Source organism: Isoptericola halotolerans (assembly GCF_045689585.1).
Lineage (GTDB): Bacteria > Actinomycetota > Actinomycetes > Actinomycetales > Cellulomonadaceae > Isoptericola > Isoptericola halotolerans_B.
In genome coordinates this window covers 1,060,474-1,082,443 of sequence record NZ_CP140108.1, presented here as the reverse complement: position 1 = coordinate 1,082,443, position 21,970 = coordinate 1,060,474, and the positions used below count along the sequence as shown (strand labels likewise).

The window sequence follows — 21,970 nt, the reverse complement described above, 5'->3', positions numbered from 1 at the left end:
AGGAGCTCCTGTGCCGTCCTTGAAGTCATTCGCCGCACCGGTCGCGGCACTGGCCGTCGCCGCCGTCGCCTGGTTGCCGTGGCAGCCGGGGCCGACGGCCGAGGCCGCCGGGAGTGCGGCGGAGGGGATCTCCTTCACGACGCACGACCTGCCGGACTCCGCCGGGAACCAGGAGCAGCGTCCGGTCGCGCCGGCGCTCGAGCACATCCAGCCCTGGATCTCCGCCGTCGGCGCCTCGGTCGGTTCTCTCGACCTGCGCGGGCTCGGGCGTCCGGGGGACGCGTGCCTCACCGATCCCCGCGACGACACCCTGAAGGTCTTCCCGGTCCCTGGCAGCGGCGGCCCGCAGTTCGAGCCGTTCGAGCTGCGGCCTGACGGCCTGCGCTACGACGCGACGATGGCACCTATCGGGTGCGTCCCCACCGATGTCGACCAGGACGGGCGTCCCGACGTCGTGGTCTACTACTGGGGCCGCTCGCCGGTGATCTTCCTGAACACCGGGCCCGGGACCGGTGACCCGTCCGCCGACTGGTTCACCCCCGTCGAGCTGGTCGAACCGATGCAGGTGTGGAACTCGACCGCGTTGAACATCGCCGACGTCGACGGTGACGGCGTCCTCGACATCGCGGTCGGCAACTACTTCCCGGACGGCAGCCGGGTGCTGGACCCGACGGCGGACGACGACCCGCGCATGCAGATGCAGCACTCGATGGGCAACGCGCAGAACGCCGGTGAGAACCGGCTCTTCCTCGGGGCGGGCACCGACGCCGACGGCGTCCCGCGGTTCACCGACGTCTCCGAGAGGTGGCCCCAGGACTCCGCGAAGGCCTGGACCCTGGCGCTCGGCCTGCAGGACCTGTCCGGCAACGGCCTGCCGGACGTGTACGTCGCCAACGACTTCGGTCCCGATCAGCTGCTGGTGAACGCGTCCGTCCCGGGCGACGTGCGGTTCAGGGAGGTGCGCGGCGACCGTGACCTCACGACGGCCCGCTCGAAGGTGCTGGGCCACGGTTCGTTCAAGGGCATGGGGGTGGCGTACTCCTACGCACCTGGTGCCGACCTGCCCAGCATCCACGTCAGCAACATCACGACGACATGGGGCCTGCAAGAAGGAAACTTTGCCTTCTATCCGACCGGTCCGGGCTCAGACCTGCTCGAGGGCCGGCTCCCGTACGAGGACCGCGCCGCGGACGTGAACCTCGCCGTGAGCGGCTGGTCCTGGGACATCAAGCCGATCGACCCGACCAACTCCGGGCGCGACGGGTTCGTGCAGGCCACGGGCATGATCGTCGGCACCGAGGAGCTCTGGCCCCGGCTCCAGGAGATGGCGATGGGCAACGACCAGATCCTGTCCTCCCCGACGTCCTGGATGCGCATCGGCCCCGACGCCGACATCTCCGGTGACGAGCCCAACCGCCTCTGGGTCCCCGTCGGGGACGCGTACGCGGACGTCGGGTCGAGCGTCCCGTTCGACGATCGCACGGCCAGCCGCGGGTTCTCCGTCGCCGACGTCGACGGCGACGGTCGTCAGGACGTCATCGTCGCGAACCAGTGGGCCCGCTCCCAGGTGCACATCAACACGAGTGTGTCGGAGCACCCCAGCGTCACTCTGTCCGTCACGCGGCAGGCAGAGCACGGCCCCACGCCCGTGATCGGCGCCGTCGTCACGGTCGAGGGCCCCGGCTACTCCCGGACAGCGCAGCTGTACCCGGCCAACGGGCACTCGGGCGTCTCGGGTACAGAGCTCCACTTCGCCCTCCCCGGCGACGCCGTGTCGGACGCGAGCGCGACCGTCCGATGGGTCGACGCGGACGGCCAGCACTCCACGACGTTCGCCCTCACCGAGGGCGCCCAAGAGCTGAGGATCGATCGATGACCGACACCACGACCCCCACCCGGGGCAGGAGCGACGAGCTGGTGCTGGACGAGGCCCCGCCCCCGGCAGCACCACCACCCGCCACCGCGCCGCCGGCCGCCCCGGCACCGGGTGGCGCACCCCAGCGCGACCCCCGCAAGGCCGCGCTGCTGCGCTTCGCGATCTCGATCACCGCACTGACCGTCGTCGGGCACGTGTTCCTCGGATTCGAGCAGGCACCGATCGTCCCCATCGCGGCCGTCCTCGTCGCCTATGCGTGCAGCATCGGCCTCGAGCTCGTCGACTCGTGGGCACGGGGGACCAGGGCGGGGTACGCCGGTGGGCCCGAGGAGATGCTCTACTTCCTGCTGCCGGCGCACATCGCGGCTCTGGCGTGCGCGATGCTGATCTACGGGCAGAACCTGGGTGTCTACCTGTTCGCGGTGGTCGTCGCCGTCGGGTCGAAGTACCTCTTCAGGCTCCGTGTCAAGGGGCGCCTGCGCCACTACCTGAACCCGTCGAACTTCGGCATCTGCGTGACGCTCGTGCTGATGCCGACGGTCGGCTTCGTGCCGCCCTACATGTTCCTCAACAACACCGACACGTTCTTCGACTGGCTGATCCCGGTAGCCGTCCTCTCGGCCGGGACGCTGCTGAACTCGAAGCTGACCAAGCGCATGCCGCTCATCGCGGCCTGGGTCGGGGGGTACGCCGCCCAGGCGGTGATCCGGGACGTGTTCTTCGACGACAACGGCTGGGCGGCGCTCGGCATGATGACCGGGGTCGCGTTCGTGCTGTTCACCAACTACATGATCACCGACCCGGGGACGACGCCGACAGAACCCTGGCGGCAGGTGGTGTTCGGTCTCACCACCGCCGCGGTGTACGGCGCCCTGATCGTCCTGGGCGTCGCGTACGCGATCTTCTTCGCCCTGGTGATCACGTGCGCCCTGCGCGGCCTCGCCCTGAAGGTGGGCGACATCCGCCGGACCCGCGCCGGTGCGGTCGGAGCCGTGGCGTGACGGCCCGGGGAGCGGTGCTGGGTCACGCGGCAACCCGGCTCCGCACCGCTCGGTCCCGCGTGATGACACCCTCGCGGAGCCAGGTGGACCCTCGACGCCGAGGGTTCCAGCCATGGGTGGGGGGCAGCAGCATCGTCGAACCAGTGGGCAACGCCTTCCTCGACGGCTTCGAGACCGCCTGTCGCCGGCCCACCCCCGCCGCCGTCCTCGAAGAGCTGGCGCGGACGCCGGAGCAGTGGCGCGGGTTCGCGGCGGAGGGCGCCGCCATGGCCACCACCGTCCGGTCGCGTCTCGAGCCGTGGAACCGGGGTGTCCTCGACGAGCTGCTCCGGCGCGGCGACGAGCACACCTACCTCATGCACGTCGGCGTGGGGTGGGCGATGGCACGGCTGCCGAGGCGGTGGTGGCCGGACGTCGTCGGCCTCGACCGGGCCATGGTCCCGCTGGTTCTCGACGGGTTCGCGTTCCACGAAGTGTTCTTCTCCACGCGCAAGGTCCTCGACGCCCGTTCGACGGGCTTCCCGCTCGATGCCTGGCCAGGTGGCGCGCGGTCGGCGACGCAGCATCTCGCGCAGGGCGTCGGACGCGGCCTGTGGTTCGTTGCCGGAGGGTCAGAGGACAGTCTGGCCACGCTCGTCGGTCGCTTCGCCGAGGACCAGCACGCGTCGTTGTGGGCAGGGGTCGGCCTGGCGATGACCTATGCAGGCGGGCGTGACGCGGACGGTCTGCGAGCCGTGCTGGACGCTGCCGGCAGGCATCGTGCCTGGGTGCGTCAGGGGTGCGCGTTCGCGGTGGAGGCCCGCGCGCGGGCGTCGACGACGACGGCGCACACACGCCTGGCCGCCGAGGTCCTCTGTGGCCGGACGGTCGACGACGTCGTCTCGGTCGTCGACCGTCATCGCCCGCGCGTCCCGCGTGGCGGACCGGGCAACTGGCTCGCTTACGAGGGCTGGCGCGTGGGGTTGGCCGGTGAGCTGGGCGATGGCTGACACCGCGCGCACGCTCGGGCCGGTCGAGACCGCCGGGGCTCTCGCCGCGCTCACCGGTGGAGCTAGGGTCGAGCACCTCGAGAGGCTCGCCGCGGCGCACCGGAACGGGTGCGTGATGAGGCTGCCGACGGGCCGGGTGCTCGTCACGTGCGACCCCTCGACGGTCAAGCACGTCCTGGTCGACCGGGCGGACCGGTACATCAAGGGGATGGGGCAGCTCCACGCACGGGAGATCATCGGCGACGGACTGCTCACTGCCGAGGGCGAGTCGTGGAAGGCGCAGCGCAGCGCCGCCAGGCCGTACCTGCGTGCCCGAGCCGTCCAGGAACGACTGCCGCACGTCGTCGAGGCCGCCCACGAGGCTGCTGACCGTCTCGGAGCCGCCGACTGGCGGCGCGTCGACCTGACGGTCGACCTGGCGTCCTACACGCTCACCTGCCTGGCACGCACCTTCGGATTCGGGGTACCCGACGGTCGACGCGTCCACGAGGCGTTCGACGTGATCCAGGACGAGGCGATCTTTCGCGCGGTCACGCAGGGTGCCGTCCCGACGTGGCTGCGTCCGCGGCGGGCGGCGGCCGTCGCCGCGGCGCTCGACGTCCTCCGCGCCGAGGCCTCGGCGGCCCTGGCGGGGACCGGGAGGACAGATGCCTGGTCGGGCATGGAGGGCATGATGTCGCTCTTCCTGGCCGGCTACGAGACGACCGCCAGCACGCTGGGCTGGGCTGCGGGCTTCGTCGCGCACGACGACGCACTGCAGGACGAGCTCGCCGCAGAGGGAGCGCGGATCTCTGACGCCGGCGTCGCGACGTTGGGGGACCTCGCCTCGCTCACCGTGGCGAACGCCGTGTTCCAGGACACCCTGCGGCTGCGTCCGCCCGTCTGGCTGATCAGCCGGCGGGCCGTCGCCGCGGACGTCGTCGCGGGCGTGAGCCTGCGTCCCGGCGACGAGGTGCTGCTCCTGCCCGGCGCGGCGACGCCTGACCGTTCCTTCGAGCCGCGTCGGGCCGCGGCCGGTCACGGGCCCTCGAACCCCTTCGCGTTCGGCGCTGGCCCGCGGTCGTGCCCGGGCGTGTCGCTCGCCGCGATGGAGGGCGCCGTCTGGCTGGCGGTCGTCGCGAGCAGGGTGCGGCTGCGCCCGGGCTCGCCGACGACGCCGCGTCCGCGGGCGCGCATGTCCCAGGCACCGGCTGGGGGCGCTGTCGTCGAGGCCCGTTCTCGCACCACGTCCGACCAGGTCCGGCCCACGGCAAGGAGCAGCGCATGAGACCTACCGACCCCATCGACCGACCACGGGTCGCGCCCCGCGGCGAGCGGCCCACGCTCACCCCCACGCAGACCACGGCGCTCGAGGCCTACGCGGACACGGTCGTGCCCGGGTGTCGCCGGCACGACGACGACATCGCGGTCGCCGGGGTGAGCGACACCCCGGGCGCCGTCGAGGCGGGCGCGCTCGAGGTGCTGACCGATCCCGCGACGGGCATCGAGGACGGCATCGGGGAGATGGCCGACCTGCTCGACGAGCGGGCGGTCTCTTGGGCGTCGTCGGACGGCATCTCCGGCGTCTCGCGGTTCGCCGACCTGGCGTACCAGGACCGCCGACGCCTCGTCGCCGCGCTCACGGCACAGGACGAGCCTGCCCACGAGCTGTGGTTCCTCGTCGCGCTGTTCGCGACCATGGCCTACGACAGCGCACCGCACCTCGAGACCGCCGAGGCGGTCGCCACCGGCGCGCCGGGACTGACGGCGATGGGTTTCGCGCCCCCGACCGACGGCCGCTGGCAAGCGAGCGACCCCACGTACTCGGTGCCCATGGCCCGGGTCCACCCTGCGACCGACCCGAGGACAGGAAGCATCGCGTGAGCGACATCGAAGAGTTCGACGCCGTCGTCGTCGGCAGCGGCTTCGGCGGCTCCATCCCGGCGTTCCACCTCGCCCGAGGAGGTGCCAGCGTCCTCGTCCTCGAACGGGGCCCCCGACTCTCCGCGGACGAGTTCGACCAGTCCTTGCGGTTCGGGTCGTCGTCGACGCGCATCTTCGACTTCACGGCCGGCGACGGCATGAGCGTGCTCGCCGGGAACTGCGTGGGCGGGGGCAGCGTCGTGTACTTCGCCGCCATGCCGCGCGCACCGCAGTTCGTGTTCGACCGGACCGGTGCCGCCGGACAGCGCCTGTGGCCCGACGAGGTCGACCGGGGCAGCCTCGACCCGTGGTACGACCGGGTCGCCGAGGCCTTGCCGATCAGCACCCACGACTGGGACGAGGTGAGCAAGCCGGGCGGTCTGTGGGCCGCGATCTGCGACCACGGGGGCAGGACCGCGAACCCCCTGCCCTCCGCCGTCGACACGAGCCGGTGCACGAGCTGCAACTGGATGATGTCCGGCTGCGTCGAGGACGCCAAGCGCTCGCTCCTGACCAACTACATCCCGGCGGCTGAGGAGCACGGCGCACAGATCCGGCCACTCCACGAGGTCCAGACGGTGGAACGGGCGCCGGACGGCGGCTACGTCGTCTCGTACTCCCTGGTCGACCCCGTCGACTACCGGCTCACGACGGGGCACGGGAAGGTCCGCGCGCGGGTGGTGGTTCTCGCGGCCGGGGCCGCGGCGACCCCCGTCATCCTCCAGCGTTCCGAGCCCCTGCTCGGGACGATGCCGGACGCCGTCGGCAAGTACTTCTCGGGCAACGGCGAGCGCATCAACGTGGCCGTCATCGACGAGGACGCCGTCCGAGACCTCCTCCCCGAGGGCGCCACGGCCGGCGATCGGCCCTACGGGGCGTTCCAGGTCGGTCGGGGGCCCGTGGTCGCCACCTGGGACCGGGTCGACGGGAGCCTGCCGGAGCACGAACGGTTCGCCATCGAGCAGCTCTACTTCCCACCCGGTCTCGGGACGATCCTCGCCCAGGCCCGCACGGCGGACGGTCTGCCGGGATGGTTCGGCCTGGAGAAGAAGGAGCTGCTCCACCGCTGGCGGAACTGGATGATGCTGTTCGAGCTCGTGGAGGACGACAACGAGGGCGAGTTCGGCGCGCCGCCGCCGTCCGGCAACGCGGTGCGGCTGTCTCAGCAGCTCCTCGGCCGGGGCACGCTGCGCTACCGCCCCCACGCGTCGACCGTGGCGGCCTGGCGGCGGGCCGACGAGACGATCAAGGAGCTGATCGAGAAGCCCGGGCTCGGCACCGTCGACCCGTGGACGAACGACCTCGTCGGTGCCTACACCGTGCATCCGCTCGGATCGTGCCGTATCGGTGCCGACCCGGCGTCGAGCGCACTCGACCACACGCACGAGCTGCGCGGCCACGAGGGCATCTTCGTGACCGACGGTTCGGCCGTCCCGACCGCCCTGACGGTGAACCCTTCCAACACCATCGCCGCTCTCGCCGAGCGCGCCGTCCCCTTCGTGATCGACCGACTCGTGCAGCGCGGCGCGGACGTCGCCTACGAGGCGGAGCTGCCCACCCGACGTCCCGTCCCCGCCTGAGGAGCCGACATGCAGTTCACCTTCAGCCAGCCGATCCCGCTGCCGCCGGCGCAGGTCGTCGCGCACATGTGCGAGGAGGCGTTCCAGGCGGAGAAGGCCGCACGCCTGGGCGCCCGGGACTTCGGCATGTCTCGCGAGGAGCTCACGACGGGCACGACCGTGCGGACGGAACGTCGGTTGCCGACCGTCGGGCTGCCGGAGTTCGTGAAGGCTCTCGTGCGTCCCGTCATGGTCGTCGTCGAGACCGAGCGGTGGGAGCACCCCGACGACGACGGCCGGCAGGGTGGTGCGTTCGAGATCGACGTCGACGGTGCGCCCGTGCGGTTCCGCGGGCATGTGGGCGTCGACCCCGCCGAGGGAGGTTCACGGCTCACGTTCGACGGGACCCTGTCGTCCACCGTCCCGCTGTTCCGCGACAGGGTCGAGGAGGCGTCGGCCGCGTTGGTCCGCGAGACCATGGAGATCGAGTGCGCGCTGCTCGAGGAGCGGTCCCGGGACGGGAGCGCTCCGCAGGCGGCCGGGGCCTGATGTCGGTGCGGTGCGCCCCTCAGGCCACCGCACCGACCGACGTGAGCTCCCGCCGGATCGCCCGGCGCCACCGTTCGTAGGCCGGCGTCGTCCCCTCGTCCTCCAGGACGGCGCAGCCGTCGGCGAGCTCGGCGAGGTGCGCGGGGGACAACCCCGTCAGGGCGGTCGTGGCGGCTCGTGTGTGCTCCGGGACCGTGCCGGACCCGTGCCGTGCCATGGCGGCCAGGGCCGCACCGAGGCGCACGTCCGACGCGTGCGGGCCGGCCAGCCGCGCCAGCGACCCGTAGTCGACGTCGGCGGTGGGGCCGGCGAACGTGGCGGCGAGCCCGACGCCGGCCCACACGTCGGCGCGCCGTTCCGGGGCGAACGTGTCGACGGTCGCGGCGGCGTGCGCCGGACGGGCGCCGTCGACGAACCAGACGGCCCGCCCCATCCCCTGGTCGACCGCACGGCCGAAGTAGCCGGGCGCGCCGAGGAACGGCCACGGGCGGGGCCGGGCGCCCGTCCCCACCCACCGGTGCCGGTGGAAGTAGGCGAGGTCGAACCCGTAGCCGTCGACGGCGAGCCACGACAGCGTGGGGTGGTAGCCGTCGAGATCGAGGTCGGGCAGGCCGCGGGACCAGAGCCGGCGGGGCAGCCGGGCCAGCGCGAAGCCGATGCCGATGTACGCCAGCAGGTGGTGCGGACGCGCCGGTCCCTCGATCAGCTGCCGCGTCCGTGCCCCTCCGGCGGTCGCGTCCAGGATCGTCGTGGCCATCACCGCCCCTTCGAACCCGAACCCGCGCAGCGGCTCGTCCATCAGGTCCACGCGCGCCGCGACGTCGGCCGGGGTGCTGGACTCGAGCGCCGACTCGAAGCCGACGACGACGGCCCGGGGGATCTGGTCGAGCGCCTTGCGGGCCGGTAGGTCCGCCCCCGGGAACCCCAGGCACGAGGCGGTGACGGAGGAGATCGTCGGAGCGACTGCCAGCCTGAGCGCACCGGTGAACGAGAAGGACATCGCGTCTCCTGAGGTCGGTGGATGCTGCCGCGACCCTAGGCGGCCACACGGGCGGGGGCCACGCCCCCGAGACCATCCCGCACGTGGGAAGGTGCCGGTCGGCGCACCCCGGGCGCCGCGGCGCCGACGGGCAATCAGGGAGAACTGCGCACCGCACCCCGGGTCGATGCTGGGGCTCGATCAGCAGTCCCGTGGTGGTTGCCGAGTCACCACCCGAGAGATGGAGCGATTCCAGTGACGTCCCAGCGCATCGCCATAGTGGGAGTCGGTCTGCGGTACCCGGACGCCGCGACCCCGGACGAGCTGTGGACCAACGTCCTCGCCGGGAGGCGCGCGTTCCGGACCATGCCGGCCGAGCGCACCAACCTGGCCGACTACTGGGACCCGGACCCGTCGGCACCGGACAAGTTCTACGCCGGCAAGGCCGCCGTGCTGCGGGACTACGAGTTCGACCGGGTGCGGAGGATGATCTCCGCGCGGACCATGACCTCCACGGACATGACGCACTGGCTCGCCCTGGACGTCGCGGCCGACGCGTTGCGTGCGGCGGGGTTCGAGGACGGGGAGGGCCTGCCGCGGGAGTCCACCGCCGTCGTCCTGGGGAACACCCTGACAGGGGAGTTCTCGCGGGCGAACGTGATGCGCCTGCGCTGGCCCTACGTCCGGCGGACCGTGTCCGCCCAGCTCGAGGAGCGGGGCTGGGCGACCGAGGAGATCGACACGTTCGTCAGCGACCTGGAGCAGGTGTACAAGGCGCCGTTCCCGGCCGCCAACGAGGACATGCTCGCCGGTGGGCTCGCCAACACCATCGCCGGTCGCCTCTGCAACTACTTCGACCTGGGTGGTGGCGGCTACACCGTCGACGGTGCCTGCTCGTCCTCGCTGCTCTCGGTGATCAACGCGGCGAACGCCCTGCGGTCCGGCGACGCCGACGTCGTCCTGGCCGGGGGCGTCGACCTCTCCATCGACCCCTTCGAGCTGGTCGGCTTCAGCAAGACCGGTGCCCTCGCGACGTCCGAGATGCGGGTGTACGACCGAGGCTCCAACGGGTTCTGGCCCGGCGAGGGATGCGGCATCGTCGTCCTGATGCGTGAGGGCGACGCCCGCGCCCAGGGCCGCCCGGTGCTCGCGTGCCTCACCGGCTGGGGGATGTCGTCCGACGGCAAGGGCGGGATCACCCGGCCCGAGGAGAGCGGGCACCGCCGGGCGCTCGCCAACGCCTACGCACGCGCCGGCTACGAGGCCTCGACCGTCTCCTACTTCGAGGGGCACGGCACCGGGACCGCCGTCGGCGACGCCACGGAGATCGCCGCCCTCGCCTCGACCCGTGAAGGGGTGGACGACCCGTGGCCGGCGGCGCTCGGCTCGATCAAGGCGAACATCGGTCATACCAAGGCGGCCGCCGGGGTGGCGGGTCTCATCAAGGCCGCCCTGTCCGTGCACCACCAGGTCGTCCCGCCCGTGAGCGGCCACGTGGAGCCGCACCCCCTGCTGGCCGAGAACGCGCACGCGATCCACGTGCCGACGCAGGCGGGGTCCTACCACCCCGGGGTGCCCGTGCGGGCCGGGGTGTCGGCCATGGGGTTCGGCGGGATCAACACGCACATCGCGCTGGAGGGCCCCGAGGCACCGGCCCCGACCGGGTCGGCGGTCACGGCCGACCCGGTCCGGCTCGTGTCCGGCCGCCAGGACGCCGAGCTCCTGCTGTTCTCCGCCGCGAGCCTCGAGGCGCTCGTCGACGACGTCCGCGAGGTCGCCCGCACGCTCGGGCGCGCCGCGATGTGCGAGCTCACCGACATGGCCGTCCACCTCCAGCAGCGCGGAGTGGTGGACGGGTATCGCGTCGCGGTGGTCGCCCGTCACCCGGAGGAGGCCGTCGCGCGCCTGACCCGCGCCGTCGACCACCTCACCGGGACCGGCACCGCGCCGGGGCGGCTCGTGCGGGTCGACGAGGGGACGTGGTGCGGGTACGGCACGGAGCCGGGGCGGCTGGCGTTCGCGTTCCCCGGTCAGGGCGCCGGGCACGGACACCTCGGGCACGCGGTGCGCAGGTTCTGCCCCGAGGACGTGGACGACCCGGACGACGCGGCGGACGGCACCGCGGGACTGCAGCCCCGCGTGGTGCGCAGGTCCCTCCAGGGCCTCGCGGCGCTCGCCCGGCTCGGGGTCGAGGCCGAGACCGCGATAGGGCACAGCCTCGGCGAGATCACCGCACTGGCGTGGGCTGGCGCGCTCACCGACGGCCAGGCGCTCGAGCTGGCCCGCGTCCGCGGGCGCGCCATGTTCGAGGAGATCCCCCGGGACGGCGCGATGGCAGTCGTCAGCGCCGGCGCCGACCGCACGCGCCTGTTCCTGGAGGGGACCGACGCCGAGATCTCCGGGTACAACGCACCGGCCCTGACCGTGGTCGCGGGCTCGCGGACCGACGTGGACCTCGTCGTCGCCGCGGCCGGCCGCGCGGGAGCGGGGGTCACCGTGCTGGACGTCGAGCACGCTTTCCACACCTCGTGGTGCAGCGGGGCGGCAGCGGTGCTGCGTGAGCACCTCGCGGGAACGAGCCTCGGACCGCTGCGGCGTGACGTCGTCTCGCCGTCGTTGGCTGCGGCGCTCCCGGTCGACCACGACCTCCGGTCGTTCCTCGTCGACCAGATCACCCGGCCCGTCCGGTTCAGCGACGCGACCAAGCTGCTCAGTGGCCACGACCTCGTCGTGGAGGTAGGGCCGGGACGTACCGTCGGCGGGCTGGTGGCGGCCAACCTGCCGACCGTCCCCGCGGTGAGCGTCGACACGGACGCCGGGTCGCTCGCCCCGTTCCTGGACGCCGTCGCCGCCACCTGGGCGCTCGGGCAGCAGATCGCCACCGACGCACTCGTCGACGGACGCGCGTACCGGCCGCTGGAGCCGGGGCAGACGATGACCTTCCTCGCCAACCCCTGCGAGCAGGCACCGGAGCTCGGGTTCGTCCCGACGGAGCCACGACCGGAGGTCGACGCCGGGGAAGAGGTCGGGCCGGCCGGCCAGGGAGCGACGACCCTCGACGTGCTGCTGGCCGTCGTGGCCGAGAAGGTCGACCTGCCCCTGACGGTCCTCGGGCCCCGGACGAGTCCGCTCGACGACCTGCACCTGTCGTCGATCACGGTCGCGCAGATCACGAACGAGGTCGTCCGCTCGCTGGGCCGAGGGCCGCTGAGCGGCGTCCCGTCGTTCGCGACGTCGTCACTCGGCGACATCGCGACGATGATCGACGAGATGGCCGACGTGGCCGTCCCGGTCGAGAAGGCGGCCGGTGCCGGGCCCTGGGTCCGGACGTTCGGTGAGGAGTGGCGCACCGAGGACCTGCTTCCCGCCCCGGCACCCCGGGAGCCCGGCGCCTGGATCCTCGTCGGCGGACCCGCCGACGCCGTGGCCCGAGGGGTCCGGGACCAGCTCGTCGAGCTCTCCGGCGTCGAGACGGGCGTGCTCGTGAGCACCGCGGGCCACGGTCCTGAGGCCGGCGCGGAAGCGATCGAGGCCATGATCGCCGCGCTCGACGACGCCGGAAGCGTCCCGCTCGTCGTCCTGCAGCGTGGCGAGCACGGAGCGGCCGCAGCAGCCCGATCCCTGTACCTCGAGCAGATGTCGCCCCGGGTGACGGTGCTGCACCTGCCGCCCGGCCCGGCCGGCCTCGACGGGGCGCTCGCGGACTCCGTGGCCGCCGACGTGGCGCGCAACCAGGGGTTCGCCGAGGTCACCTACACGGCCGACGGCACCCGGGTGCACCGGACGTGGTCCGCGCTCGACCTGGCGCCTTCGCCGGAGAGCTACCTCGGGGACGGGGACGTGCTGCTCGTGACCGGTGGCGGCAAGGGGATCACCGCCGAGTCGGCGCTCCGGATCGCCGAGGGGTCCGGCTGCCGGCTGATGCTCCTGGGCCGGGCGCCCTCGACCGACCCCGCGGTGTCCGCCACGATCGAGCGGGCCCGGTCGGCCGGCGTCGAGCACGTCTACGTCAGCGCTGACGTCACTGACGCCGCGGACGTCGCCCGAGCCGTACGGACGGGCGTCGAGGCCATCGGACCGGTCACCGCGGTGCTGCACGGAGCCGGTACCAACGAGCCGTCGCGTGCGAAGGACCTCACCCGTGACCAGCTGGACCGGACCATCGCCCCGAAGGTGCACGGGCTGCGGAACGTCCTCGCGTGCGTCGACGTCTCGCGGCTACGGCTGCTGGTCGCGTTCGGCAGCATCATCGGCCGGGCGGGTCTGGAGGGCGAGGTCCACTACGCCACGGCGAACGACTGGCTGACGGAGGAGGTCCTGGCGTTCGAGCGCGCCCACCCGCACGTCAGGGTGCGCGCGGTCGAGTGGTCGGTCTGGTCGGGCGCCGGGATGGGGGAACGGCTCGGGGTGCTCGAGTCGCTGCGCCAGCGCGGCATCGAGCCGATCCCGGCCGACTGGGGAGTCGCGCTCGTCAGCTCCTTGGTCGACGACGCCACGCTCCCGTCGCTCGTGGTCGTCGCCGGACGGACCGGCTCGTTCGCGACGATGCGGCACACGCCGCGCGAGGTGCCGCTGCTGAGGTTCCTCGAGCAGCCGCAGGTCCACTACGCCGGCGTGGAGCTGGTCGTCGATGCGGAGCTCGCCGCCGGGGCCGACCTGTACCTGCCGGACCACATGCTCGACGGCGAGATGATCTTCCCGGCCGTCATGGGCATGGAGGCGATGGCGCAGGCCGCGGTGGCGCTGCGGCCCGCGCTGCGGGACGGGCTCGCCTTCACGCAGCTCGCCTTCGAACGGCCCGTCGTGGTCCCTGCGGACCGCTCGGAGACGATCCGGGTCGCTGCACTCGTCGAGGACGACACCGTCCGAGTCGTGGTCCGCACGTCGTCCACCCGGTTCGCCGTCGACCACTTCAGCGCTGTCCTCACGCCGCCGCCCCCGCCTACGGCGGGCGACGGCCCCGAGCCGTACGGGCCGGCTCTCCTGGCGCTGGACCCGGGGCGCGACCTGTACGGACCGCTCATGTTCCAGGGGCCCCGGTTCCAGCAGGTGCGCGGCTACCGGGTGGCTCTCGCCCGCAGGTCGGTCGCGGAGCTGAGCACCCGGCGGGGCGCGGAGTGGTTCTCGCTCGTCCACCCGCCGGAGCTCGTCCTGGCGGCGCCCGGGACCCGGGACGCGATGATGCACGCCGTCCAGTGCTGCGTCCCGGACGCCGTCCTGCTTCCCGAGGCCGTGGACCTCGTCGTCCCCGCCCTGGCAACCGACGGCCGCGACGTGGTGTCGGTGGCACGCGAGGTGAGCCACGACGGCGACTCGTACACCTACGGGCTGGCCTGCTTCGACCAGGCTGGCCCTGTCGAACGGTGGTCCGGGCTGCGCCTCCGCGCCGTACGGCGGCGGCCTCCGCGCACGGTGCACTGGAACCCGGCGATGACCGGCCCGTACCTGCAGCGCCAGGCCGAGGAGCTGTTCGGGGCGGGGATCGAGGTCGTCGTCGAGCCGCACGCCCCGACCGACTCGGGGAGCCGCGCCGACCACCGTGCCGTCACGGACCGGGCGCTGGCCCGCCTCCGGCCGCACGACCCGGTGCGGCGACGCGAGGACGGCCGGCTCTTCCTCAGCTCCGCCACGGAGGTGTCCTCGTCCCACCACGCCGAGTTCACGGTGGCCGTCGCCGGACCGGGGCGCGTGACCTGCGACACCGAGGCGGTCGTCGAGCGGTCCGACGGCACGTGGGAGGACCTCCTCGGCGCCGAGTGGCCCCTGGCCCAGGAGATCGCCACGTCCACCGACGACGACCTGCACGAGGCGGCCTCCCGGGTGTGGGGGGCGATGGAGTGCGTCCGCAAGGCGGGCCACGCCTCGATCCGGCTGGCGCTGACGTCGACCACCGACGATCGCGTGGTGATCGGTGCGGGTCCCTACCGGATCGCCACCTGGGTTCTGCCCATCGGAGGGTCGAGCACGATGTTCGCACTACTTGGAGGTCGCTGATGTCGTCCCGCTACTACGAGATCCGTCACGTCGTCGGTTTCGAGGAGACCAACCTCGTGGGGAACGTCTACTACGTCAACTACCTGCGCTGGCAGGGGCGCTGCCGGGAGATGTTCCTCAAGGACGAGGCGCCCACCGTCCTGCGAGAGGTCCAGGAGGACCTCAAGCTCTTCACCCTGAAGGTCGAGTGCGAGTTCTTCAGCGAGCTGGCGGCCTTCGACGAGATCGCGATCAGGATGAGCCTCGTCGAGCTCGGGCCGAGCAGGATCGACTTCAGCTTCGACTACGTCAAGCTCGAGGGAGGCGTCGAGACCCTCGTCGGCAAGGGTCGGCAGAAGATCGTCTGCATGCGCGGCCCCAACCAGAACACCGTTCCGAGCCGGGTGCCGGCCGACCTGGTGGCCGCGCTCGAGCCCTACCGTGCCGCACCGACGCCGGAGGCGGTCTGACGTGCACCAGGTGACCCCCACGAGGCTCCGGAGGGTGATGTCGCGCTTTGCGACCGGCGTCACCGTGTTCACGACGTGCGGCGAGCACGCTCACGCCATGACCGCGAACGCGTTCACGTCGCTGTCGTGCGAACCGCCGCTGGTGCTCGGGTGCGTCGCGGAGACCGCGCGGATGCACGACCTGCTGGCGCCGGGCTCGTGCCTGGGGGTCTCGATCCTGGCCGACGACCAGGAGCCGATCGCCCGCCACTTCGCGGACCGCGCGAGGCCGCGCGGCTGGCGCCAGTTCGGTGACCTCTCGTGGTGGTGCGGTCAGGGCACCGGGGTGCCGCTGCTCGCTGGGGCGACGGCATGGCTCGAGTGCGAGGTCGCGGACGTCTACCCCGGTGGGGACCACGCCATCGTCGTCGCCCGGGTGCTCGGCTGCGGTGAGGGTGTCCCCGGTGCCCTCACCTTCTTCGACGGCGGGTTCGGCCGGCTGGGCGCGCCAGAGCCCGTACCGACGACGTTCCAGGCTTCCGGCGTCGCCTGAGGGCCTCCCACGCGGTGCGGCGATCGTCCGTCGCCACGCCGCACGGGAGGCCCTCCGATAGCGGGGTCGTGCCTTACCCCGCGCCGGGCCCCGTGGCCGCGATCGCGCCGGCGACGACGGTGACCTGGTGGGGGACGGGGCCCGCGACGAGGACGTCGCGCAGGCTGCGCCGGAACTCGGCGAACTCGGGCAGCTCGCCGAGAACCTCCTCGACCGCCGGGTCGACGACATGGACGAACGTGCCTGTCCCCGCGACGTGCGTCGACAGATAGGTCCCGGCGTGCCCGCGGGCCTCGAGCGCCGCGACGACGGCCCGGACGACCACCTTGTTCGCCTCGACCGCATCCTCGCGGACCTCGTACCTCATGGCTCTCAGCACGGCGTCTCCTCTGGTCGGAGCGGGCTCTGCTGCCGACGTCGTGGGGATAGGCACGGTCAGGCGATCTCGGCGCGACGCCCGAGCGCCTCGCGGCCCGTGCCCGCCGGGCCCCGGTAGGCCTGCGCGACGTCGAGGTAGCCCCACGCCTCCGGTCCGATGGCGTGCAGCACCAGGTCCTCGGGGTGTCGACGGCGTGAAGCCAGCAGCGCCAGATCGACCGCCTCGCCGCACACGATGTTGGGCGCGTGAGGGTCGCCGACGTCGATGGTCTCACCCGAGGGGAGGCTGACGGCGAACCGGAAGTCGCTCCGCGGCGGGTCGATCTCGCGGGCCTGGTAGCCGAACGGGATGGTTCGGTGGATGAACGGGACCAGGTGGCGGACGCGGTCCGTCCGGACGATCTCGGCGCCGACCGTGTCCGCGACGTCCTGGCCGTGCGCGAACAGCTCGAGCATGCCGGCCGCTGTCAGTACGGCCGTGGGCAGCGGGTTGACGAGCCACGGGACGACCTCGTCCGGTCGGCGCGAGCGCAGCGCGCGCTCGACGTCGCCGACAGCGGCGTCGAACCGCCCCAGCACGTCGGCGGGCGTTCCCCCGTTGAACAATGCCAGCGCGTGGTTCACCGCGGTGTCGAAACCGACCTCGGCGGCCGGTGCCGTCATCTCGGCGAACCGGTCGGCGTCCGAGGCAGCCGCGGCGGCGAGGTTGAACACGAACGCGAGGTGCGCGACCTGGTCGCGCACGCGCCACGGCTCGGCCGGGGTGATCAGCTCCCACTGGTCGTCGTCGAGCGGGGCGACGAGGTCGCGAAGCGTCGCGGACTCAAGCAGGAAGTCGTCGAGGATCTCGTGAGTGGACGTCATGGCCTGACCTCTCTTCGCAGTGACGGTTCCTTGGCCAGTCAACACACGTGGTCACACGGCGACATCTCTCGGGGTGCTGTCCGCATGCAGTGAGCCTGCTGGTCGAGGGGTGCCCGGGGCTAGTCTTGCTCGGGACGTGGCGTGCGGGTGGGAGGGTGAGGCGTGTGGGAATCGTGGCGCAGGACTGGTCCGACCTGCCGGACCCCGACCGGTGGGGAGACCTCGCGGACCGGGACCCGGACCAGCGCGAGGCCGTGCGCTCGTACCGAGGCGCCAGGATGATTCTCCTGGCGCTCGACGGCGAGGACCGGTTCACCGTCCCCCACTACGTGAGGACCGCCGCACGAGGCTTCAAGGATGACCTCGGACACCAGGTCGCGACCTGCCTCGCCCCGCTTCTCGACCGTCCCAGTGGGTCCGTGGACCGTTCGGGCTCCGGGGGCGTCCTGGCCGAGGTGGCCCACATCGCCGACGCGGTGGCCACCGTCGTCGGGCCACACGTCCGGACGGGCCCGGCGCGTGGTGCGGTGCTCCTCGGCGATGCAGCCCTGGCGGGCAGCTACGGCGAGGGAGCCGAGAAGCACGCCTCGGCGGCCAGGCGGTGGCTGCTGGGCGTCGGGATCTGTGCCGCGACGGTCGCGGGCGTCGTCGCCTGGCTGCTGCTCGGGGGCGGCGCGACCGACACCGAGGTGGACGGGTGGGGCCGACTCGCCGTCACGCTCGCACCGGAGATGCTGGCGACCGCGCTCCTGATCTTCGCGATCTCGTTCTGCGCACGCGGCTATCGCGCGCACAGGAGTGCGCAGACGGTGTACGAGCGACGTATGGCCGACGTCAACACCTACGTGGCGTTGTGCTCCTCGGTACCCGAAGGTGTCGAGGGGCGTGCAGCGATCCTCACCGAGCTCGCGCGAGCCGTCTTGTCGCGCGACGAGGACGGCACCTCCTCCGCGCCGCCCGGCGGTGACGCCACCGCCGTCGAACACATGACGAGGCAGCCTCGTCGGCCTGTCGACACCGGGAAGGGGTGAGGATGCGGATCTCCGAGCTGTCCGACGTCACCGGGGTCCCGGTGGCGACGGTCAAGTACTACCTGCGAGCGGGCCTCCTGACTCCCGGCGAGACCGTGAACGCCCGTGAGTTCGCGTACGAGGAGCATCACGTCTCGCGCCTGCGACTGATCCGTGGACTGATCCACGTCCTCGGTGCGTCGATCACCCAGGTGCGCGACGTGCTGTCGATCATCGACGCTCCCGGCCTGGCCCCCTTGGAGGCGATGGGCAAGGCGACATCAGCGCTCCCGGCAGTCGGCGAGAACGGTGACGAGCCGAGCGCGGCGGAGCCGCACCGCGCGATCGGGCTGCTCCAGCACCTCGACTTCCGCTTCGAGCCGGACGCGTCCACGGTCCGCCAGCTCGACGCGGCGCTGGAGGTCGCGGAGAACGCCGGCATCACTCTCGACGACGAGCAGATCGCCGTCTACGGCGAGGCCGCTCGCCGGATCGCCAGGGCCGACTTCGCGCGCATCCCGTGGCAGGACGTGGAGCTCGCGACCACCTTCGCCGTTCTCGGCACCGCGCTGTACGAGCCCCTACTGCTCGGCCTCCGGCGCCTGGCGCACCACGAGCTCGGCCTCGATCTCGAGTCGGAGCACGCGGCGTCCGGCGGGGCGGTGCCAGACGAGGGATGACGGGGAAGGGCCGGGTCATTCCGTCCGACGGCGCAGCGCCCGCGCCTCGGCGACGGCATCGTCCCGCTTGGCGGCCTTCTTGTCGCTGGCGCGCGTGTCGCGCGGCGGGAGCTGGATGGTCTCCTCGGCGGCGATGCCGCCCTGCAGCTCACGGCTGCGTTCCATCTCGGCGTCGAGCTCCGCACCGAACAGCAGGGCCAGGTTGGTGATCCACAGCCACAGCAGGAACACGATGACGCTACCGAGGGTGCCGTACGTCGACCCGTAGCTGCCGAAGTTGGCGACGTAGAACCCGAACGCGGCCGAGGCCAGCGCCCAGATGACGATCGCGACGGCCGCACCGACGCTGACCCATCGGAACTTCGGCTGCTTGACGTTCGGCGTCGAGTGGTAGAGCAGCGCGATCACGATGACGACGAGCAGCAGCGCGACGGGCCACTTGGCGATGTTCCAGACCGTCAGCGCGACGTCGCTGAGCCCGACGGCGCTGCCGACGGCGGAGGCGACCGGCCCGGACAGCACCAGGCTGGCGACGACCAGGATCACCAGGAGGAGGACGACGGCGGTGATCACCAGCATGACCGGGCGCAGCTTCCAGATCGGACGGCCCTCCTCGACCTCGTACACGCGGTTCATCGCGCGGCTGAAGGCGGTGACGTACCCGGAGGCGGACCACAGGGCCAGCGCGACACCGAGGATCAGGGCGAGGCCCGCACCGGTGGAGTTCGCGGCGTTCTCGACGAGCGGCTGGACGATCGACAGCGTCTCCTCGGGCAGGAAGTCGGAGACGGTGTTCATCACCGAGCTCACCGCCGCCTCGGCGTCGGCGACCAGCCCGAGCACGGAGATGAGGGCGAGGAGAGCCGGCGCGGACGCCAGCACCGCGTAGTAGGTGAGGGCGGCGGCGAGGTCGGTGCACTGGTCGTCGCTGAACTCGCGGAACGCTCCCTTGAGCGCGAGCTTCCAGTGCGGTCCCTTCATATCGGGCGGGGAGTCGGGCTTGCTGGAGTCGCGGTGCGTCCGATCTGTGCGCGACTCGTCGGTGTCAGCCATCGGCCCTCCAGGTGTCGTCGGTCCTGCTACCAGGCTCTGCGTCGCCGCGGATGTCCGCAACGCGAGATCGCCGCAGCGCCACGTCCCAGCGCGCGCGGCGAGACCTTGTCGGTGCCTACGGTGGTCCGGAACCTCGACGGGACGGAGGTCCTGATGACAGAGGGTGCCGACGACCGGGCGCACCGGCCGGAGCCGGAGCCGGGACAGGACAGCGAGACGGACGTGCAGCCGGGGGACACCCCGCCGGCCGCGGGCCAGATGAGCGCTCCGCAGGGCCACGACGAGCAGGGTCCGCGCCGCGCCACGCCCTGGGTGTGGCTCGTGGCGATCGGGCTGGTGGTGGACCGGTACGTCGCCATGACGCGCGCGACGCAGCGGCTCGTGGTGCTCACCGGCGGCTGAGGCCCGGGTGCGCCGCCAGCGCCTCGGCGAGTACCCGGCCCTCGGCACCAGCCGGCGGTGAGATGCCGAGCAGCGCGGCCACGGTGGGCGCGACGTCGACGTGCCGGGGGTCCGACGGCGCCCGGCCCGGCGCGATCCCGGCACCGGCCAGCGCGAACGCCACCTGCAGCTCGGCACGTGTCCCGTGCCGGCCGGCGGCGCGGCGGGGCGTGGAACCGAACGACCAGCCGGGCCGCGGCTCGACGACGAGCTCGCCGTAGCGGGGGCTCATCCGCATCCGGGCCTGCTCGTCCTTGCCGTGGACGGCCCGCACCTGCGGGAGCGCCTCGAGCGCCGCGCGGATCGCCGCGACGGCTCCGCGGTCGCCGGCCGCGCGGCCGATCAGGTGCAGGCTCGCGACCCCGCCGACGACGGCGACGACGTCGGTCCGGCGTCGGGGCGTCTCCCCGGGACGCAGGACCTCAGCCCGGTACCCGGCCCGTCTGATCGCGGTGCGGGCCGCCCGGCCGAAGCCCCGGTCGAACGTCCTCATGCCGTGGTCGCCCAGCAGCACGAACGCGGTGCGGGCGGCGATGCCGGCGTCCTCGACGGCCGCCACGAGGCGGCCCACCTGCGCGTCGATGGTCTGCAGCGCGGCCGGGATGCCGGGGTGCCGGTCGCCGCCCGCGTGGCCGAGGGCGTCGAGGACGTCGCAGTACACCGCGAGGAGCTGCGGCAGCCTGCTCAGGGTCGCGGGCCTGCCCGCGCTGTCGACGGGCTCACCGCGCAGCACCGCGACCGCGTCGTCGACACGGCGCGCGCAGTCGCCTCCCGGCCGGGTGTACAGGCCGTCGGGATCGCCGAACGCGGTGCCGTGGCCCTGCAGCACGGGCCACTGGACGCACAGCACGGTGCCGCCCTGCTCGCGCACGGCCTCCGCCAGGGTGGGCACGGCGACGTCGCGCTGCTGCCCACGGGCGACGCGGCCCTCCGGGTCGTACCAGAACGCGGAGTTGAGGTGCCGGTCCGGCCAGGCGCCGGTGGCGATCGAGGTCCACGACGGGTTGGTGATGCTCGGCATCACGCCCGTCCCGGTGGTGAGGCTCCCGCGGCGCAGGAGGGCGTCCAGGTGCGGCGTCGGCAGGCTGTCGAGCAGGGGGACGTAGCCGGCGTCGAACCCGTCCAGGGCGAGGAGCACGACGTGGTCGGCCCTCGGCTCGGGTGCGGCGGTCGGGTCCATGCCGTCCATGGTCCTCGGACCGGCGCTCTCCGGCACGGCGCTACGGCGACACGGCGGCTCAGGCGACGAGCAGGCCGACGCCGCAGGCGCCGAGGCCCGCGACGAGGAGAGCAGCCCCTGCCCAGAGCAGCACGATGAACCGGTTGGGCCGCGTACGACCTGCGCCGACGGCGGACAGGAAGAAGCCGGCCGGCATGAGGATCGCGGCGACCAGCACCCCGGAGCGGGAGAGCCACTGCCAACCGCCGCTCAGCGAGGACGCCTCGGTGAGCAGCAGGCAGACCAGGCCGAGGATGATGAGCACCCCGGCGTGGGCGTGGCCGGCGCGGAAGAACGCCTGCTGGAACGGGGTGACCGGCACCGTGCCGCGGGCGACCTTGGTGAGGAAGAACCCGCCGCTGGCGACAGCGGTCGTGGCGAGCAGGACGACGCCTGCGGTGAGGCGGGCGAGGTCGGACAGCTCGATCATGGCGTACCTCCGGGATCGGCGAGTTTTCTCACACTGTTATCTAACGCTGTTATCTAACAGTGTGA

19 protein-coding genes are annotated in these 21,970 nt (G+C 72.7%); 13 read left to right on the top strand and 6 right to left on the bottom strand.

Features of this window, described 5'->3' with window-relative positions; translation table 11 throughout:
- Window positions 1–19: 19 nt before the first annotated feature.
- From UQW22_RS05115 to UQW22_RS05085, 7 genes are read left to right on the top strand one after another with little or no spacing between them, the layout of a single operon-like run.
- A complete protein-coding gene (locus UQW22_RS05115; protein ID WP_407319799.1) occupies window positions 20–1,876 on the top strand; it encodes a CRTAC1 family protein in 1,857 nt (618 codons plus the stop codon).
- Complete coding sequence (locus UQW22_RS05110; protein ID WP_407319798.1) at window positions 1,873–2,877, top strand: enediyne biosynthesis protein UnbU; 1,005 nt, start codon at window positions 1,873–1,875, stop codon at window positions 2,875–2,877. The genes UQW22_RS05115 and UQW22_RS05110 overlap by 4 nt, the downstream gene beginning before the upstream one ends.
- Complete coding sequence (locus UQW22_RS05105) at window positions 2,799–3,866, top strand: DUF1702 family protein (RefSeq protein WP_407319797.1); 1,068 nt, start codon at window positions 2,799–2,801, stop codon at window positions 3,864–3,866. Before UQW22_RS05110 ends, UQW22_RS05105 begins: the two co-directional genes overlap by 79 nt.
- A complete protein-coding gene (locus UQW22_RS05100) occupies window positions 3,859–5,133 on the top strand; it encodes a cytochrome P450 (protein WP_407319796.1) in 1,275 nt (424 codons plus the stop codon). The genes UQW22_RS05105 and UQW22_RS05100 overlap by 8 nt, the downstream gene beginning before the upstream one ends.
- Window positions 5,130–5,729, top strand: a complete 600-nt coding sequence (locus tag UQW22_RS05095) for a DUF5987 family protein (RefSeq protein WP_407319795.1) — start codon at window positions 5,130–5,132, stop codon at window positions 5,727–5,729. Before UQW22_RS05100 ends, UQW22_RS05095 begins: the two co-directional genes overlap by 4 nt.
- Window positions 5,726–7,348, top strand: a complete 1,623-nt coding sequence (locus UQW22_RS05090; RefSeq protein WP_407319794.1) for a GMC family oxidoreductase N-terminal domain-containing protein — start codon at window positions 5,726–5,728, stop codon at window positions 7,346–7,348. Before UQW22_RS05095 ends, UQW22_RS05090 begins: the two co-directional genes overlap by 4 nt.
- A 9-nt stretch (window positions 7,349–7,357) precedes the next feature.
- Complete coding sequence (locus tag UQW22_RS05085) at window positions 7,358–7,876, top strand: DUF2505 domain-containing protein (protein ID WP_407319793.1); 519 nt, start codon at window positions 7,358–7,360, stop codon at window positions 7,874–7,876.
- 19 nt (window positions 7,877–7,895) lie between these two features.
- Here UQW22_RS05085 and UQW22_RS05080 read toward each other — a convergent pair whose 3' ends face one another.
- Window positions 7,896–8,876, bottom strand: coding sequence for a DUF1702 family protein (locus UQW22_RS05080; protein ID WP_407319792.1), 981 nt, complete (start codon window positions 8,874–8,876; stop codon window positions 7,896–7,898).
- Between the two features lie 234 nt (window positions 8,877–9,110).
- On the opposite strand from UQW22_RS05080, the gene UQW22_RS05075 reads away from it, so the two are divergent.
- Genes UQW22_RS05075 through UQW22_RS05065 form a run of 3 tightly spaced genes read left to right on the top strand, consistent with a single transcriptional unit; the run spans window position 9,111 to window position 15,830 of the window.
- Window positions 9,111–14,849, top strand: a complete 5,739-nt coding sequence (locus UQW22_RS05075; RefSeq protein WP_407319791.1) for an SDR family NAD(P)-dependent oxidoreductase — start codon at window positions 9,111–9,113, stop codon at window positions 14,847–14,849.
- On the top strand, window positions 14,849–15,298 hold the full coding sequence (locus UQW22_RS05070) for an acyl-CoA thioesterase (protein ID WP_407319790.1): 450 nt from the start codon (window positions 14,849–14,851) through the stop codon (window positions 15,296–15,298). The genes UQW22_RS05075 and UQW22_RS05070 overlap by 1 nt, the downstream gene beginning before the upstream one ends.
- Before the next feature lie 37 nt (window positions 15,299–15,335).
- The gene (locus UQW22_RS05065; RefSeq protein ID WP_407319789.1) at window positions 15,336–15,830 is read left to right on the top strand and encodes a flavin reductase family protein; all 495 of its coding nucleotides are present in this window, start codon (window positions 15,336–15,338) and stop codon (window positions 15,828–15,830) included.
- Between the two features lie 73 nt (window positions 15,831–15,903).
- Here the strand turns inward: UQW22_RS05065 and UQW22_RS05060 are convergent, their stop codons facing one another.
- On the bottom strand, window positions 15,904–16,209 hold the full coding sequence (locus UQW22_RS05060) for a hypothetical protein (RefSeq protein ID WP_407319788.1): 306 nt from the start codon (window positions 16,207–16,209) through the stop codon (window positions 15,904–15,906).
- A gap of 56 nt (window positions 16,210–16,265) precedes the next feature.
- Window positions 16,266–17,072 (bottom strand): maleylpyruvate isomerase family mycothiol-dependent enzyme, encoded by an 807-nt coding sequence (locus UQW22_RS05055; RefSeq protein ID WP_407319787.1) that lies wholly within the window; start codon window positions 17,070–17,072, stop codon window positions 16,266–16,268.
- A gap of 164 nt (window positions 17,073–17,236) precedes the next feature.
- Here UQW22_RS05055 and UQW22_RS05050 point away from each other — a divergent pair, with 164 nt between their 5' ends.
- Both UQW22_RS05050 and UQW22_RS05045 read left to right on the top strand, forming a co-directional pair.
- Complete coding sequence (locus UQW22_RS05050; protein ID WP_407319786.1) at window positions 17,237–18,103, top strand: hypothetical protein; 867 nt, start codon at window positions 17,237–17,239, stop codon at window positions 18,101–18,103.
- Window positions 18,104–18,105: 2 nt separating this feature from the next.
- Entirely contained in the window at window positions 18,106–18,762 is a 657-nt protein-coding gene (locus UQW22_RS05045; protein ID WP_407319785.1) for a MerR family transcriptional regulator, read from the top strand.
- Between the two features lie 15 nt (window positions 18,763–18,777).
- Here UQW22_RS05045 and UQW22_RS05040 read toward each other — a convergent pair whose 3' ends face one another.
- Window positions 18,778–19,815 carry a YihY/virulence factor BrkB family protein gene (locus UQW22_RS05040; protein WP_407319784.1) on the bottom strand — a complete coding sequence of 346 codons (1,038 nt, stop codon included), beginning with the start codon at window positions 19,813–19,815 and terminating at the stop codon, window positions 18,778–18,780.
- A 153-nt stretch (window positions 19,816–19,968) separates the two neighbouring features.
- On the opposite strand from UQW22_RS05040, the gene UQW22_RS05035 reads away from it, so the two are divergent.
- Entirely contained in the window at window positions 19,969–20,217 is a 249-nt protein-coding gene (locus UQW22_RS05035) for a DUF6480 family protein (protein WP_407319783.1), read from the top strand.
- Here UQW22_RS05035 and UQW22_RS05030 read toward each other — a convergent pair.
- Window positions 20,204–21,436, bottom strand: a complete 1,233-nt coding sequence (locus tag UQW22_RS05030; protein ID WP_407319782.1) for an alkaline phosphatase family protein — start codon at window positions 21,434–21,436, stop codon at window positions 20,204–20,206. The two genes, UQW22_RS05035 and UQW22_RS05030, sit on opposite strands and share 14 nt — an antisense overlap.
- A gap of 58 nt (window positions 21,437–21,494) precedes the next feature.
- Window positions 21,495–21,905: a hypothetical protein gene (locus UQW22_RS05025; RefSeq protein WP_407319781.1), complete on the bottom strand. Its 411-nt coding sequence runs from the start codon at window positions 21,903–21,905 to the stop codon at window positions 21,495–21,497.
- Between the last annotated feature and the right edge of the window lie 65 nt (window positions 21,906–21,970).